The sequence below is a fragment of the Streptococcus sp. 27098_8_109 genome (genome assembly GCF_041432295.1).
Lineage (GTDB): Bacteria > Bacillota > Bacilli > Lactobacillales > Streptococcaceae > Streptococcus.
Genome location: NZ_JAPVZJ010000028.1, coordinates 1 through 14,897 on the forward strand (window position 1 = coordinate 1; position 14,897 = coordinate 14,897).

Here is a 14,897-nt window from a genome sequence, read left to right on the forward strand (position 1 = left end):
TAAAACTCAAAGAAAGGATAGAAGCAAAATGTCAGCTTTATTCAGTTCTGAACAATTTGCCTCAAATGTCCATATGACTAATATTGACCGCCGTATCAGCAAAACAAAAAAAGCCATCTATCAAGCTTTTCTACAACTTTTGAACGAGAAGGGCTACGAATCCACTACAGTTCAGGATATCATTGATCTCGCAGATGTGGGACGATCCACCTTTTACTGTCACTATGAGAGCAAGGAACTACTTCTGGACGAGCTTTGCCGCTACCTCTTCCATCACCTCTTTGAAAGAGAGGAGTCCATTTCAACCGAGGATTATCTCGCCCACCTCTTTCTGCATTTTCAGAAAAATCAAGACCATATCACTAGTTTACTATTCTCCAAAAATGACTACTTCCTCCGTCAACTCCAGAGAGAGCTGGAGCACCACGTCTATCCCATGCTGGCTGAGGATTTGAAAAAAGCTCACCCAAGTCTGCCTGCTTCTTATCTCCAACACTTAGTTGTAACCAACTTTATCGAGACATTAACCTGGTGGCTTAAAAAAGGGCAAGATTTCACAGAACAAGAAGTTGTCCAGTTTTATCTAGACCTTCTCATTCCTAAAAATTGAATACAGAGTAGAGCTCAGTTGCCTTATTTCTAGGCTACTGAGTTTTCATCTTTTCAACAATCAAAAAAGCCCAGACGACATTGTCTGAGCATTTTTCTATATGGTCGTTTAACCAAGTTGAGTGTGACATTCTCAGTCTATTTCTTCAACAAACCTTGTTCTTGTAGAAACTCCTTGGCTACTTGTTCTGCTGACTTGCCTTCAACACCGACTTGGTAGTTGAGCTGGCTCATCTGGCTTTCAGTAATTTTACCAGCCAATTTATTGAGAACTGTTTCCAACTCTGGATGTTTCTTGAGAAGAGCTTCTTTCATCAGTGGAGCTCCTTGATAAGGTGGGAAGAGTTGCTTGTCATCTTCCAAGACCTGCAAATCATAACGCGCCAATTCCGCATCAGTCGAATAGGCGTCCGTGATTTGAATATCACCTGACTGAATAGCCTGATAGCGAAGGGCTGGTTCCATCGTAGCTACATTGAGATTGAGACCATACATTGATTGTAAGCCCTTATTGCCATCTTCACGGTCATTAAACTCGAGAGTAAAGCCAGCTTTCAACTGCCCTTCCACTTTTTTCAAGTCCGAAATGGTCTTCAAGCCATATTCTTGAGCAATCTTTTTCGGAACAGCTACAGCATAGGTATTTTGATAAGACATAGGTTTGAGATAGGCTAGATGATCCTGTTTGGCAATACCATCACGCGCTACCTGATAAACCTGCTCTGGCTCATGACTCACCTTGGGTGATGGTTGAAGCAAACTTTCAGTCACCGTACCAGTAAATTCAGGATAGACATCAATATCGCCTTTTTTCAGAGCTTCATAGAGAAAGCTTGTTTTCCCAAAATTCGGTTTAACAGTCGCAGTCATGCTGGTATTTTCTTCAATCAGTAACTTATACATATTGGCCAAAATTTCTGGTTCCGGTCCCAATTTTCCAGCAATGATCAGGTTCTCTTTCTCTTTTTGAGCCAAAAGAGCTGGACTATAAGACAAACCGAGCAATATTGTCACCAAGGCAAAACCAGAAAAAATCGTCCGCAATTTTGCTTTTTCCATCACTTTTAGTAGGAAGTTAAAGGCAATGGCAAGCACTGCAGAAGAAAGGGCCCCAATCAAAATCAGACTGGCATTATTACGGTCAATTCCCAAAAGAATGAAGGACCCCAGTCCTCCCGCCCCAATCAAGGCCGCCAAGGTTGCCGTACCGATAATCAAGACCGCCGCCGTCCGAATTCCAGACATCATAACAGGCATGGCAAGTGGAATTTCGAATTTCTTGAGACGTTCCCACCTAGTCATCCCAAAGGCAATCCCAGCCTCTTGTAGACTTGGATCAATTCCCTTGAGTCCAGTGATGGTATTTTGTAAAATCGGAAAGATCGCATAGATCACTAGAGCTGTCAAAGCTGGCAAGGTTCCAATTCCCATCAAGGGGATAAAGAGCCCCAACAAGGCAAGAGACGGGATGGTCTGGAAAATCCCTGCAATCTGTAAGACCCAATCCGCTAACTTCTCATGATATCGAAGATAAACAGCCAAAGGAATCGCTATAAAGATGGCCAGCAACAAGGTCAAAAGTGACAACTGCAAATGTTGAGATAGAGCTGTCAACCAATCACTAAAACGATCCTGAAAAGTTGCAATTAAATTAGTCATGAACACTACCTCCAAACAAGTCTGCTACAAAATCTGTTGCAGGAGCTTTTAAAATCATCTCGGGATTCGCCACCTGGCGAATCTCTCCATCCTGCAAGACAGCAATACGGTCCGCCAATTTCAGAGCTTCATCCGTATCATGGGTTACAAAAATCGTTGTCATCCCAAATTCTTTATGCAATTCTTTCGTCAGAATCTGCAACTGTTTTCTCGAAATAGCATCCAAGGCTGAAAAAGGTTCATCCATGAGGAGAATCTTAGGCTGACCAATCATAGCACGAACAATACCGACCCGTTGCTGTTCTCCACCAGATAATTCACTAGGCAAACGATGCCCATACTCAGCTACTGGTAAACCAACCTTTGCCAAAAGCTCTTCTGTTTTCTGAGCAATTTCTTCCTTAGTCCAGCCCTTCATCTCAGGAATCAGGGCAATATTTTCCGCGACCGTTAGATTAGGAAAGAGAGCAATAGCCTGTAAAACATAACCAGTAGAAAGACGAAGTTCACGCTCATCATAGTCTTTGATACGCTTGCCATCCATATAAATATTTCCATCAGTCGGTTCCAAGAGGCGGTTGACCATCTTAATCATGGTCGTCTTACCTGATCCAGATGGACCAACTAAAACCATAAACTCGCCATTCTCAATTCGTAAATTGACATCTCTCAAGATATCTTTTTCTGTGTAGCGTAAAGCTACATTTTTGTATTCAATCATTCTGTATCCTCAATTTAAAACTTCCCTCGATTGGTCAAGTCTTCTACCTTAGGCATGACTTCCTTATTATCCCAATGTTCCACAATTTTCCCGTTTTCTAGACGGAAGATATCGTACTGGGCATAGGCAACTCCATCAATCTGAGTCTGACCATAGCTAACCACATAGTTCCCTTGTCCTAAGAGTTGGAAAACAAAGTCGAAAGTGGCCTTTACTTATAAACAGCTAATTTGCTCCATTTTAAACCTCATTTTCCTCCTCTTTCAGATTATCCAAAATTCTTTCTTGAAAGGCTTCAAACTGACGAATTTCTTCCTCTGAAAATCCTTTGTAAAAGATCGTATCCAATTTCTGACTGACACGATACCCCACTTCTTTCTGAGACTGCCCCAACTCTGTTAAAACCAAATACTTCTTACGCTTATCTTCTCCACATGGACTAATAGCTACAAGATTTTGTTCCTCTAGTTTTTTAATCATCGTCGTCAGTGTATTGTTAGCAAGCCCAGTCGCAAGCGCAATATCTGTTGCAGTTGCACAGCCAGTTTCACTATTCCATAAAACCGCTAAAATCTTGCCCTGCTCACTCCGATAAAGAGCTTCAGGGTCTTGGCTCAGTAACTTTTGAAAAATCCGCCCATTCAACAAACGAATATGATGGGCTAGCAAATGACTATCCTTCATAACACCTCCAATTTATTTCGATATCGAAAAGAATAAAACAATTGTAACACTCATCGTTCTAACTGTCAACTATTTCGATTTGGAAATAATTTTTCCCAGTAAAAAAATCTCCTACCCAAGATAGAAGATTTTAATCTTATAAACTTAATCCGTCATGTCCGATACCAAAGTTCGATGCTCCAACGGAATACTGCACATAACTAGTAAGAAAATGAAACCTGACTGAATCCAGAAGAGGGCCAAGTCAAAAATTCCATGTACAGCAACCACTGTAAGGAAAGACAGATAAAGACCGATAATCGGACGTTTCCCCGACTCCTGACTCATATCCATCATCAATCGAACAGGAGCAACAGAAGACAAAACTAATAAAATAGTCCCCACAATTCCGTAACTCAGAATCGTATCGATATATAGACTGTGAGCATGTTCATGATAAGGAGCATTTATCCGAGGATACGAGTGCATGTAGGTCAATGGCCCCTCACCCCAAAAAGGATTTTGCTTAAACAAGGCCATCCCAGCATCCCAGATAGAAATGCGCTCTTCCATAGAAGAATCCAAAGTCCCCATCCGAACTCCCAAATCACTAGAAAAGAGGAAACTCAAGCCAATCGCGAAGACCCCAATACTAAGCCAAAAGGCCTTCCAGTTTTTAATGGTCGTAAAGAGATAGATGATTGCTCCAGCGATAATAGCAGGAAAGGCAGTTCGATTTTGAGTAAAGTTCAAACCAAAGAGATTAACAAAACCTGCAATCACACAGAATACTTTCAACCAATTCAACTTGGTCGTTGTAAACAGATAGAAGGCAATCATGATACAGAAACAACAAATAATTCCATAATAATTAGGATTAAAGAAGGTCACTTCTGCTCTATTCTGATGCCAGACCTGCATATTGGGTGAAAGAAAAGCATAGTTGAATTTCTTCACAATTTGGAAATGCTCTAAACTCGCAAAAGCAGCTGACAAAACGCTACCAAACAAGACGAGCTGCAAAATCAATCGAAAGAATTTATGTGATAAAATCGACTGATAATGCAAAAAGAAAACAGTAAATAGAAAAATTCCTACTGAAGCCACAACTCCCATCCAATTTTGTGCAAAAACGGATATAACAGTACTATAGCCAAGAAAAAGAAGTAGCATCGGATGCTCCCCCATTTTCTGAAGAATACTTTTCATGTCTCCTGTGAAAATTAAACTGATAATATATAAACAGAATACAACTACAAAAAGATAAAAGGGTAAAAAGATACTCAGGATAATTCCCAATAAAATCAGCTCTTTACTAGACAACCCTTTCAGCTTTTCAATAAAGCCTATTGATTTCAAAATGAATCCTTTCTCTCCAAATCAGTTGATTCAGATAATAGTAAGCTACCCTTTATTGTACCACTTTTTTAGCAATTTGAAAACAAAGGAAACGTTTTCTAAAATAAAAACCCTATTTTATCAACCATATCAAGTCTTCAAAATGTTACTTCAATTCCGTTCTCAATTACCCGATAAGTCTGATTTTGCAGATCAATTTCTGCTACTGCTGTTACGGACTTATCTTTATTTTGACGTTTGATTACAATGCTGTGGGCTGTTGGTGTTTCAACGTCAATAGTTCCTTCTAAATCAAATGCTACTGATCGATTACGGAAAGAAAATAGATTGAGAAGGGCCTTCACTACAGGACGTTGGACTTCTTCTGCTATTTCCTCATTGCTATAGTAATGACGATTAATATTTCGACCTACTTTAGTTTCTTCTAATAATTTCAAATCATTCTTGCCTGCTAATAGACCTACATAGTAAACTTGAGGAATACCTGGAGCAAATGCTTGAATTAATCGTGCAAGGAAATACTTGACATCATCATCTCCAAGCGCAGAATAATAGGTTGAATTGATTTGGTAGATATCTAAATTATTATACTCGGCACTGGAGTACTTACGTTTGACATTAGCTCCAACCTTATAGAGTTCATTTGAAGCATAGTCAATCTCCTCATCTGTCAGGATATCCTTGACATCCACCACTCCAATCCCATCATGGGTGTCTAGCGTCGTAAATTGCTTCATTGGGCTCATCTTTAACCACTTAGCCAAACGCTCTGTTCTGGAACTGTAAAGAGTATAAAGTGTCACCATTGGAAGAGCAAAATCATAAACATAGTAACCGTGATCCGCTATTTTAAACTGAATCGAATAGTGTTCATGAATCTCAGGTAAGAGCTCTGTCCCATACTCAGCAGCGATATCTCGAACTTTGTCCAATAAATCCCAAATATCTGGTTCTACAAAGAAATCATTAGTATCCAATTTCTTCACTGCATAAGCAAAGGCATCTAGACGAATCAAATCACACCCATTACTTGCCAAGTGCTGAATGGTCTTACGGATAAATTCCATCGTTACTTCTTTGGTCACATCAAGATCAATCTGCTCCTCACCAAAGGTATTCCACAAATGTTCCACTGACCCATCTTCAAACACAATCTCTTGCTTTGGTGCACGATCCTTACGCTTGTAAATTAAATCTACATCAGACTGTGTCGGACGGTTTTCTGGCCAAAACTTATCCCAGTTTAAAAAGAGATCTTTAAATTCACTGGCTTCATGTTTTTCTTGATAGTCCTTATAATACTTAGATTGACGAGAAATATGATTAATCATAAAGTCAAACATAAGATAATATTTCTCACCTAAACGCTTAACATCCTCCCAATCACCAAAAGCTGAATCCACTTCGTCGTAGTCAACTGGCGCAAATCCACGATCACCTGTTGATGGGAAAAATGGTAGAAGGTGAACTCCCCCAATAGCATCTCCAAAATACTCTTCCAAATTCTCATATAAGTCTTTAAGATTATTTCCCAGACTATCTGAATAGGTAATCAACATGGTTTTATTCTGAATTGGCATCATTACTCTCCTTTTTCTAATTGAAGCCAAGTCTTATATGACTTGGCTTCGTAAATCAAGTTCATGTTATACTCTTCGAAAATCTCTTCAAATCACGTCAGCTTTATCTGCAACCTCAAAGCTGTGCTTTGAGCAACCTGCGGCTAGCCTTCCTAGTTTGCTCTTTGATTTTCATTGAGTATTAAATCTCTGTTTATTATCAAACTCGTACTAATATAGACTGTGATAAACTAAGTACTACTTTCTTGTTTTCTACATAGAATTATCAACAAGTTGAACCCTTCCTCTGTGTCAGAAACTATAGATTCCATGAGTTCTTCTTACTTCACTGCTCCGTTGCTCATTCCTGAAATGATATGTTTTTGGAAGAAGAGATAGACAATGGTGATACTGATAATGCCGACAACGTATGAGGCAAAGCTTGGTCCGTAGTCGTTGAAATATTGGCCTGCGTAGTTGTATTGGAACAAAGGCAGAGTCCACATTTTGGAATCCCGGTTCAAGACAAGGAGTGGCAACATGAAGTCATTCCAGAACCAAAGGGCATTGATGATCATGGTTGTCGCATGCATCGGTTTCATCATTGGGAAGATGATGCGGAAATAGGTTGTAAATTTATTAGCCCCATCGATCTCTGCTGCTTCATCCAGACTTTCTGGGATCGAGATTTTGATATAGCCAACATAGAGAAAGAGGGTCTGTGGAATCGCATAGGTCAAGTAGAGCAAGATCAAACCAAAGGTATTAGCCAAACCGAGTTTACTCATCATAACCGTAATCGGAATCATGATGACTTGGAAAGGTACGAAGATTCCGAGGATTAAGAGGGTATACATGATGGTAAAGGCTTTTCTTTTACTCATATTGCGAGCGATGGAGTAGGCTGCCATCGGAATAAAGATCATTACTGCAAGTAAAGACAAGACAGTGATGACGACAGAGTTCCAATAATAGCCTCCGATCCCATCAGCTAAGAGACGGCTAAAGTTGTCCCATGTGAAGTTGGTTGGAAAGCCAAAGAAATTGTCTACAATATCCTTAGTGGGTTTGAAAGAACTAAAGAGGGTAGCAAGGAGCGGCACTAAAATCAGAACCGATCCTAGAATCAATAGAATGTATTTGCCAATCAGGTCTTTTCTTTCATCTTGTTTCATCATGCTTCTCCTCTTAAATTTCAAATTTCTTAGATACTCTCAATTGGATGATCGAAATCACTACAATTAAGAAGAACAAGATTACGGCAATGGCATTGGCATAACCGAATTGGTTGTTTTTAAAGGCATAGTTATAAACCAAAAGCCCAAGTGAGGTCGTGGCATTGTTTGGACCACCACCGGTCATGGCAAAGACTTGGTCAAAAGCAGTCAGCCCACCTTTTAGGGATAGGATAAAGACCATAGAGACACTTGGTAGCAAGTAAGGCAATTCAATGTTCCAGAAAACTTGCTTGCTAGTCGCGCCATCAATCCTTGCTGCCTCTGTAATCTCAGTTGGAATAGATTGCAAACCAGCTAGGAAGATGATGATGGGCATAGCCACCCCTTGCCAAAGAAGGACAAAGACAGCCGCAAAGATCGCTCCCCACTTAGTCCCTAAAAGACTGGTTTGGAGAAATTCAATATGAAGGGCATGCCCAATCGCTGGAAGACCGTAGTTGAAGACTTGCTTGAAGATCAAAGCCACTGTCAAACCAGACAAAACAGCTGGGAAGAAGAACCAAGCACGGAAGAAGGTTTGGCCTTTGATTTTAGAGTTCAAGACACGCGCAATGAAGATCCCGAGTGCAATCTCACCAACCACCATGGCAATCGTAATGATTGCGGTAAAGCCAATCGCATTCATGAATTTTGGATCCATGAAGAGGAGCTTAAAGTTGTTTAAGCCGACAAATTTGTAGTTATAAGTCAATCCTGTCCAGTTGGTAAAACTGTAAAAGGCTCCTTGAAACATCGGCACATAGAAGAAAATTGCTTGTAACAAGAGGGGAATGACCACAAAAGCCCATGCCCAATATTTTTGTAATACTTTTTTCATAGTCTCTCTACTCCTAATCCACATCCGCTTTCATCGGGTTAAAGAAGGCATTCAAATCATTGACCATGCCTTGTTTATCACCGGTCAAGACATAGTTCATGGTCAAGGTATGGAAGTCTGCTTCACTGGTCCAGTATTGTTGCAACCAAACCAAGTGACGATCCGTAAAGGCATATTCGGTCATACCAGCAAGCGGTGAATCTTCTCCTGCTTGTTTGACCCCTTCGATCGCTGTTGGAGATCCGTCCACATCGTAGTATTTTTGCATGACTTCTGGACGGGTCATATATTCCACAAAGGCATTGGCTTCTTTTGGATGTTTGGTGGTGGCTGAGATAGACCATGCCAAGTCTCCCGCACCAACGGTTAAGCTTTGTCCTTTTTCTTTTCCTGGAATCATGAAGGTCCCAATCTTAAAGTTCGGTTTTTGTTCATTAATCGCTGTGATCGCCCAAGACCCATTTGGTGTCATGAGGACATCCCCACGTGCGAAGGCTCCGATAACATCGGTATAGCCAGCACCTTCCCAGTTCTTTTGCTTAGAGCCATTGATGCGAAGGATGTCCATGACCTTGATGTCATCTTTCATAATCGGATCCGACAATTTAATGGTATTTGGTTGAGAATAACGAAGGTATTGATTGGCTTCTTTTCCTCCACCTGTTGCTGTCGCAAAGGCTAATTGATTGTAACCATTGAGTGTCCAAGCATCTGCACCTGCAATTCCAAATGGTGTTTGTCCTTTAGTAACGATGTCTTTGACTAACTGTTCAAATTCATCCCAGGTTTCAGGAACCTTCAAGCCCAGCTCTTCGAATTTATCTTTGTTGTAGTAAATTCCATAAGCATTAGCTGTAAAAGGAACGTTGTAAACTTTTTCGTTTACAGCATATTTTTCAGCGTAGCCATTTTTCACGCGTTTCAGGTAGTCTTTGTGGCTCAAATCTTCAAAGACACCTGCTTTTGCCCATTCTTGCAGTTCGATGGACTGTGGGTAAATATTGACCACATCAGGCACATCTCCTGCGAGAACACGTGTCTTCAATACTTCACCAGCATTTGGTACATTGACGACTTTGACCTTGATCTTAGGGTTTTCCTTCTCAAAATCACGAGCGATTTCTTCCAAGGTTTTGGTCATTTCTTTTTTCTGGTTGAAATACTCGATGGTCACTGTGCCATCCGCAGATTTACCATAGTTGGAGCAAGCGCCGAGCCCAAACAAAGCTAAACCTGTAATTGCAAGAAGTCCGATTTTTTTATACCATTTCATTGGAAAGCCTCCTTTATAAATTTATACACCTTTATTATAGCCTTTTAAAAATATACTGTCTACTCAAAAAATCTCCTTGGGATAAAATAACAGTTAAGCCTGCATACATGAGTTCTGCACCTGAGTAAACTTCGCCATTTTCCTGTAATTCATACAGTCCCTCTTCATCCAAATCTTTTAACTTTAAAGTTGTTTCCATTGTCTCTACAACTGACAAAACGCGAACGTAGGTTACAATCGTTTGATTTCCATAGTTAAATTGTACAGCTGCTTCGTTGGATTCAGCATCGGGATTGATTAACCTATACTGTTGTCCTAACTGAACTACTGGTCGTAATTCTTTATACAAGTTCACCTGATTAGCAATCTCAGCTTTCTCTTCATCTGATAAACTTGTCAAATCAAGCTCATAGCCCAAATTTCCCATCATTGCTACATGGCCACGTGTTTCTAATGGTGTCATTCGTCCCATCTGATGATTCGGTACTGCTGACACATGAGCCCCCATAGAAATGGTTGGATAGAGATAGGATGAGCCATATTGAATTGGTAAACGTGCAATAGCATCTGTATTATCACTAGCCCAGACTTGTGGAAAATAGCGCATCATACCAAGATCATTTCGTCCACCACCACCAGAGCAGGACTCAAAGAGAATATGGCTGTGCTTCTCTGTCAGATAAGCGACAAGTTCATAAAGCCCCAGCATGTACTGATGAGATTGCATCTGTGTCTCTATATAGTTCGAACCATTCCCCAGGTTAGTCATATTACGATTCATATCCCATTTAATGTAATCAATCTCATGATAAGATAGGAGTTCATCTAAGACATTTTTCAAATATTCTACTACCTGAGAATTTGCAAGATTAAGTACTAATTGATTTCTAGAATAGGTATGTTCATAACCTGGAACCTGAATAGCCCAGTCAGGATGTTTACGATACAAATCGCTATCAACAGAAATCATTTCAGGTTCTAACCAAAGTCCAAACTGCAAACCTCTTTCATGGATAGCTGAAATCAGACTTTCTAGACTTCCACCCAGTTTTTTCTCATTAACAACCCAATCACCTAAAGCACGATTATCATCAAAGCGATTACCAAACCACCCATCATCTAATACAAAAAGTTCAATGCCAACTTTCTTAGCTTCATCAGCTAGCTCTAACAGCTTTTCTCTCTGAAAGTCAAAGTAAGTAGCTTCCCAGTTATTGATTAGAATTGGGCGTTCTTTTTTAGAAAATTTACTTGGCAGAATGTGCTTCAGTACAAAATTATGACTTTCATGACTAACACCAGTTAATCCCTTATCTGAATAAGTCACTAAAGCTACCGGTGTTTCAAAGTATTCCTCAGGGTCTAACTTCCAAGAAAAGTTTTCCGGACTAATCCCAATAGCCAGCCGAACTTCATTCAATTGATTCTTTTGAACAAAAGCTTCAAAGTTTCCACTATACATTAGTTGAATAGAAAACACATTCCCTGCATCCTCTGTGATTCCTTGATCACATAGTAGAAGAGCTGGTGTTTGAGCATGCCCAGAAGCTCCACGGTTCGAACTAATTGAAAAGATTCCTTGTTCTACCTGTTGACGTCTAACAGTCTTTTCACGAGCATAAGCACCCTGCAGAGTTACGATTTCGTAATCTGCAGCTGGAACATCAGCCATAAAAGAAAAGTCTTTATGAATAACAACTTCCTGGTTACTCTTATTCTCTAATTTACTGTAGCTAGCAATTGTCGCATTATTATCAAAAGCAGTATAATACAAAGTCAGACTAAGTTGAGCCTTAGAATCTTCTAACATTAAGACAAGAGTCTCTGTATCGTCCATGCTATGTGGAGAAGGTAAGCCCTGTGGACCATTCTGACCTTTTAAAATCTTTGCTTCTACAAATCGAAAGTCTGTTACTTCAGTTGCATCATGCTGAACCTGTAAAGTTGGTTTTCTAAAGTCACCCAAACCATGTTGTCCAAAAATTTGACGTTGCGTATCTAAGCTAAAGGTTCGATTAGTAGCTGTTGGATTTCCTGAAAAGGCATGGTCTCGTTCATAAACACTATTGGAACTTTTATAGTTCTTAATAGTCTTTCCTAAATGTTTCAAAAGTAGGTACCCATTTCGATTTTCAATAATCAAACTTAGATTTTTACTCTCAACATAAAATAGATTATTCTCTATCCTAACTCCCATTTACTTCACCTCATCACTTTATTGACTCTATTTTATCATCTGAAATCGCTTTCTAAAATAGAAAAATGTCTCTAGAATATGGTAAAATGTTAGGTAGGAGGTAGCACATGCTAGTTTTTTCAGAATACCAAACTGGAACAATCGACCTTTCCCTAAGCTTTTATGGATATGAGGAATGCACACCTAATTACTCCTTTGGTCCAGCCATTCGTGATACATACGTTCTACATTACATTAGTAAAGGACAAGGAACATTTCATTACAAGGGTAAAATTGTTGATTTAAAAGAAGGAGATTTCTTTCTATTAAAACCAGAGGAACTAACCTTTTATCAAGCAGATAGTAAAGAACCTTGGGCCTACTACTGGTTAGGAATCACTGGAGGGAAAGCTCCTGATTATTTTGCTCTTTCTCAAATTTTTGACCAAGCCTATCTCATCCAATCTGAAACTTGTCATACCCAGACTACTGCAAAACTCATTTCAGACATTGTCCGCTTCGCTCAGATTACAAAATCCAATGAATTAGCTCAACTCCATATCATGGGACAACTCCATGAACTGATGTTTCATCTGGGAACTATTGCTCCCAATCAGAAAAAAAAGAATATTTCATCAACCTACCAACTCTATCTTGAATGCAAACGATTAATTGATAGCCACTATCCTCAATCACTTACAATTCAAGATTTAGCAAAAGAACTATCCGTTCACAGAAGCTACTTATCAAGCGTATTCAAAGAATTTAACACCTTATCACCCAAAGAATACCTACTCTACGTTCGAATGCACCGAGCTAAACAACTTCTCGAAAATACCCAAGAGTCTATCAAGGTAATTGCATACTCAGTAGGTTTTTCAGATCCACTCCACTTTTCGAAAGCTTATAAACAATACTTTAATCAGACCCCAAGTCATACAAGAAAAGAATATTCCCAACACCAACTAGTGAGAAAGGAAACACTATGAAATCCTACCAAGCTGTCTACCAAATTCTAGCTAAAGAAACCGACTATATCAGCGGAGAAAAAATCGCAGAAGAACTATCCCTCAGCCGAACATCAATTTGGAAAGCCATCAGGCGGCTAGAACAAGAAGGCATTGAAATTGATAGTATCAAAAACAAAGGCTATAAACTGCTGAATGGAGACCTTATTCTTCCAGAGATTCTAGAAGAAAATCTTCCAATTAAAGTCAGCTTTAAACCCGAAACAAAATCAACACAACTAGATGCAAAAGAAGCAATTGATTTAGGGAATGAAGCAAACACCCTCTATATAGCTTCCTATCAAACAGCAGGCCGAGGTCGATTTCAACGTTCCTTCTACTCACCACAAGGTGGCATTTATATGACACTCCATCTCAAACCAAATCTTCCCTATGACAAATTACCGTCCTACACACTACTTGTAGCCGGAGCTATCTACAAAGCCATTAAGAACCTAACTTTAATAGATGTCGACATAAAATGGGTCAATGATATCTACCTCAAAAATCATAAAATTGGAGGAATCCTCACTGAGGCAATGACGTCAGTAGAAACTGGCTTAGTCACAGATATCATTATTGGAGTAGGAATCAACTTTACTATCAAAGACTTCCCTCAAGAATTAAAAGAAAAAGCTGCTAGTTTATTCAAAGCTCCAGCACCTATTACCAGAAATGAATTAATCATAGAAATCTGGCGTTCTTTCTTCAAAACGCCAGCAGATGAGTTATTATACCTATATAAAAAACAGTCATTCGTTCTAGGAAAAGAAGTGACTTTCACACTAGATCAAAAAGACCACAAGGGACTTGCTAAAGATATCTCTGAAAGTGGAAAACTTTTAGTTCAATGTGATAACGGAAAAGAAATCTGGCTCAATAGCGGAGAAATTTCACTCAAGAGTTGGAAGTAAGAATAAACTAGCACAACCATAAAAGCGACAATATATAAAGATTTTAGCTTTCCTTCAACCCACTACAGTTGACAAAGAGCAAAAAAACTTCAGATAAGTAATCTAATTAATTTTTACAAATCTGAAGTTTTATTCTATTATTCTTAAAAATACAAAAAAAGAGAGTTATAAACCCTCATTAAAACGGAGAATAAGGGATTCGAACCCTTGCGCCAGTTACCCGACCTAACGATTTAGCAAACCGTCCTCTTCAGCCTCTTGAGTAATTCTCCTATTAATGGGCACGAGTGGACTCGAACCACCGACCTCACGCTTATCAGGCGTGCGCTCTAACCACCTGAGCTACGCGCCCAAGTTAAAAACTTGGTAATTGAACAAAGTTCAAAGCGGGTGACGAGAATCGAACTCGCGACAACAGCTTGGAAGGCTGTAGTTTTACCACTAAACTACACCCGCATACATACTATTAATAAAAATGGCGCGAGACGGAATCGAACCGCCGACACATGGAGCTTCAATCCATTGCTCTACCAACTGAGCTACCGAGCCTTATTGCGGGAGCAGGATTTGAACCTACGACCTTCGGGTTATGAGCCCGACGAGCTACCGAGCTGCTCCATCCCGCGTTAATACAAAAGGAGGATGTGGGATTCGAACCCACGCACGCTTTTACACGCCTGACGGTTTTCAAGACCGTTCCCTTCAGCCGGACTTGGGTAATCCTCCATACTATTCAAATGGACCTTGTAGGACTTGAACCTACGACCACTCGGTTATGAGCCGAGAGCTCTAACCAGCTGAGCTAAAGGTCCAACAAGATCATTATAGCGGCGAAGGGGATCGAACCCCCGACCTCCCGGGTATGAACCGGACGCTCTAGCCAGCTGAGCTACACCGCCATG

Annotated in this window: 12 protein-coding genes, 8 tRNA genes and 1 pseudogene; 3 read left to right on the forward strand and 18 right to left on the reverse strand. The window is 39.9% G+C overall.

Annotation, left to right across the window (positions count from 1 at the left end; all coding sequences use genetic code 11):
• Nucleotides 1-73 precede the first annotated feature (73 nt).
• The gene (locus O3664_RS08730) at nucleotides 74-610 is read left to right on the forward strand and encodes a TetR/AcrR family transcriptional regulator (RefSeq protein WP_371613914.1); all 537 of its coding nucleotides are present in this window, start codon (nucleotides 74-76) and stop codon (nucleotides 608-610) included.
• 137 nt (nucleotides 611-747) lie between these two features.
• On the opposite strand, the gene O3664_RS08735 is transcribed toward O3664_RS08730, so the two are convergent.
• The 10 genes and pseudogenes from O3664_RS08735 to O3664_RS08780 form a co-directional block, all read right to left on the reverse strand.
• Entirely contained in the window at nucleotides 748-2,268 is a 1,521-nt protein-coding gene (locus O3664_RS08735) for an ABC transporter permease/substrate-binding protein (RefSeq protein ID WP_261120712.1), read from the reverse strand.
• Nucleotides 2,261-2,989: an ABC transporter ATP-binding protein gene (locus O3664_RS08740; RefSeq protein WP_261120711.1), complete on the reverse strand. Its 729-nt coding sequence runs from the start codon at nucleotides 2,987-2,989 to the stop codon at nucleotides 2,261-2,263. Before O3664_RS08740 ends, O3664_RS08735 begins: the two co-directional genes overlap by 8 nt.
• Before the next feature lie 14 nt (nucleotides 2,990-3,003).
• Nucleotides 3,004-3,195, reverse strand: a pseudogene (locus O3664_RS08745) (polyketide cyclase); the annotation flags it as partial.
• Nucleotides 3,196-3,229: 34 nt separating this feature from the next.
• Nucleotides 3,230-3,673, reverse strand: coding sequence for a MarR family winged helix-turn-helix transcriptional regulator (locus O3664_RS08750; protein ID WP_020903524.1), 444 nt, complete (start codon nucleotides 3,671-3,673; stop codon nucleotides 3,230-3,232).
• Between the two features lie 144 nt (nucleotides 3,674-3,817).
• Entirely contained in the window at nucleotides 3,818-5,011 is a 1,194-nt protein-coding gene (locus tag O3664_RS08755) for an O-antigen ligase (RefSeq protein WP_064275733.1), read from the reverse strand.
• Nucleotides 5,012-5,148: 137 nt separating this feature from the next.
• Nucleotides 5,149-6,591 (reverse strand): sucrose phosphorylase, encoded by a 1,443-nt coding sequence (gtfA, locus tag O3664_RS08760; protein ID WP_371613908.1) that lies wholly within the window; start codon nucleotides 6,589-6,591, stop codon nucleotides 5,149-5,151.
• 320 nt (nucleotides 6,592-6,911) lie between these two features.
• Nucleotides 6,912-7,745, reverse strand: a complete 834-nt coding sequence (locus O3664_RS08765; RefSeq protein ID WP_371613909.1) for a carbohydrate ABC transporter permease — start codon at nucleotides 7,743-7,745, stop codon at nucleotides 6,912-6,914.
• Between the two features lie 13 nt (nucleotides 7,746-7,758).
• Complete coding sequence (locus tag O3664_RS08770) at nucleotides 7,759-8,625, reverse strand: carbohydrate ABC transporter permease (RefSeq protein WP_162498863.1); 867 nt, start codon at nucleotides 8,623-8,625, stop codon at nucleotides 7,759-7,761.
• Nucleotides 8,626-8,638: 13 nt separating this feature from the next.
• Nucleotides 8,639-9,898: an extracellular solute-binding protein gene (locus O3664_RS08775; protein ID WP_371613910.1), complete on the reverse strand. Its 1,260-nt coding sequence runs from the start codon at nucleotides 9,896-9,898 to the stop codon at nucleotides 8,639-8,641.
• Between the two features lie 34 nt (nucleotides 9,899-9,932).
• A complete protein-coding gene (locus O3664_RS08780; RefSeq protein ID WP_371613911.1) occupies nucleotides 9,933-12,095 on the reverse strand; it encodes an alpha-galactosidase in 2,163 nt (720 codons plus the stop codon).
• 107 nt (nucleotides 12,096-12,202) lie between these two features.
• Between O3664_RS08780 and O3664_RS08785 the strand changes: the two genes are divergently transcribed.
• Together O3664_RS08785 and birA are read left to right on the forward strand one after the other, a co-directional pair.
• A complete protein-coding gene (locus O3664_RS08785; protein WP_371613912.1) occupies nucleotides 12,203-13,063 on the forward strand; it encodes an AraC family transcriptional regulator in 861 nt (286 codons plus the stop codon).
• Nucleotides 13,060-13,995: a bifunctional biotin--[acetyl-CoA-carboxylase] ligase/biotin operon repressor BirA gene (gene birA / locus O3664_RS08790; protein WP_371613913.1), complete on the forward strand. Its 936-nt coding sequence runs from the start codon at nucleotides 13,060-13,062 to the stop codon at nucleotides 13,993-13,995. The genes O3664_RS08785 and birA overlap by 4 nt, the downstream gene beginning before the upstream one ends.
• 184 nt (nucleotides 13,996-14,179) lie before the next feature.
• Here the strand turns inward: birA and O3664_RS08795 are convergent.
• From O3664_RS08795 to O3664_RS08830, 8 genes are all read right to left on the reverse strand, one after another.
• Nucleotides 14,180-14,267, reverse strand: a tRNA-Ser gene (locus tag O3664_RS08795).
• 6 nt (nucleotides 14,268-14,273) lie between these two features.
• A tRNA-Ile gene (locus O3664_RS08800) sits at nucleotides 14,274-14,347 on the reverse strand.
• Nucleotides 14,348-14,380: 33 nt separating this feature from the next.
• Nucleotides 14,381-14,451: transfer RNA gene (locus O3664_RS08805), tRNA-Gly, on the reverse strand.
• A 20-nt stretch (nucleotides 14,452-14,471) separates the two neighbouring features.
• Nucleotides 14,472-14,544, reverse strand: a tRNA-Phe gene (locus O3664_RS08810).
• A 3-nt stretch (nucleotides 14,545-14,547) separates the two neighbouring features.
• Nucleotides 14,548-14,621: transfer RNA gene (locus O3664_RS08815), tRNA-Met, on the reverse strand.
• A 10-nt stretch (nucleotides 14,622-14,631) separates the two neighbouring features.
• A tRNA-Ser gene (locus tag O3664_RS08820) sits at nucleotides 14,632-14,721 on the reverse strand.
• Between the two features lie 12 nt (nucleotides 14,722-14,733).
• Nucleotides 14,734-14,807, reverse strand: a tRNA-Ile gene (locus O3664_RS08825).
• 13 nt (nucleotides 14,808-14,820) lie between these two features.
• Nucleotides 14,821-14,894: transfer RNA gene (locus tag O3664_RS08830), tRNA-Met, on the reverse strand.
• Nucleotides 14,895-14,897: the final 3 nt, after the last annotated feature.

Bases quoted from the DNA above. Each gene is read 5' to 3' on its own strand.
- O3664_RS08765 (WP_371613909.1), bottom strand. From the start codon at position 7,745: ATGAAACAAGATGAAAGAAAAGACCTGATTGGCAAATACATTCTATTG.
- O3664_RS08770 (WP_162498863.1), bottom strand. From the start codon at position 8,625: ATGAAAAAAGTATTACAAAAATATTGGGCATGGGCTTTTGTGGTCATT.
- O3664_RS08730 (WP_371613914.1), top strand. From the start codon at position 74: ATGACTAATATTGACCGCCGTATCAGCAAAACAAAAAAAGCCATCTAT.
- O3664_RS08775 (WP_371613910.1), bottom strand. From the start codon at position 9,898: ATGAAATGGTATAAAAAAATCGGACTTCTTGCAATTACAGGTTTAGCT.
- birA (WP_371613913.1), top strand. From the start codon at position 13,060: ATGAAATCCTACCAAGCTGTCTACCAAATTCTAGCTAAAGAAACCGAC.
- O3664_RS08785 (WP_371613912.1), top strand. From the start codon at position 12,203: ATGCTAGTTTTTTCAGAATACCAAACTGGAACAATCGACCTTTCCCTA.
- O3664_RS08750 (WP_020903524.1), bottom strand. From the start codon at position 3,673: ATGAAGGATAGTCATTTGCTAGCCCATCATATTCGTTTGTTGAATGGG.
- gtfA (WP_371613908.1), bottom strand. From the start codon at position 6,591: ATGCCAATTCAGAATAAAACCATGTTGATTACCTATTCAGATAGTCTG.
- O3664_RS08740 (WP_261120711.1), bottom strand. From the start codon at position 2,989: ATGATTGAATACAAAAATGTAGCTTTACGCTACACAGAAAAAGATATC.
- O3664_RS08735 (WP_261120712.1), bottom strand. From the start codon at position 2,268: ATGACTAATTTAATTGCAACTTTTCAGGATCGTTTTAGTGATTGGTTG.
- O3664_RS08780 (WP_371613911.1), bottom strand. From the start codon at position 12,095: ATGGGAGTTAGGATAGAGAATAATCTATTTTATGTTGAGAGTAAAAAT.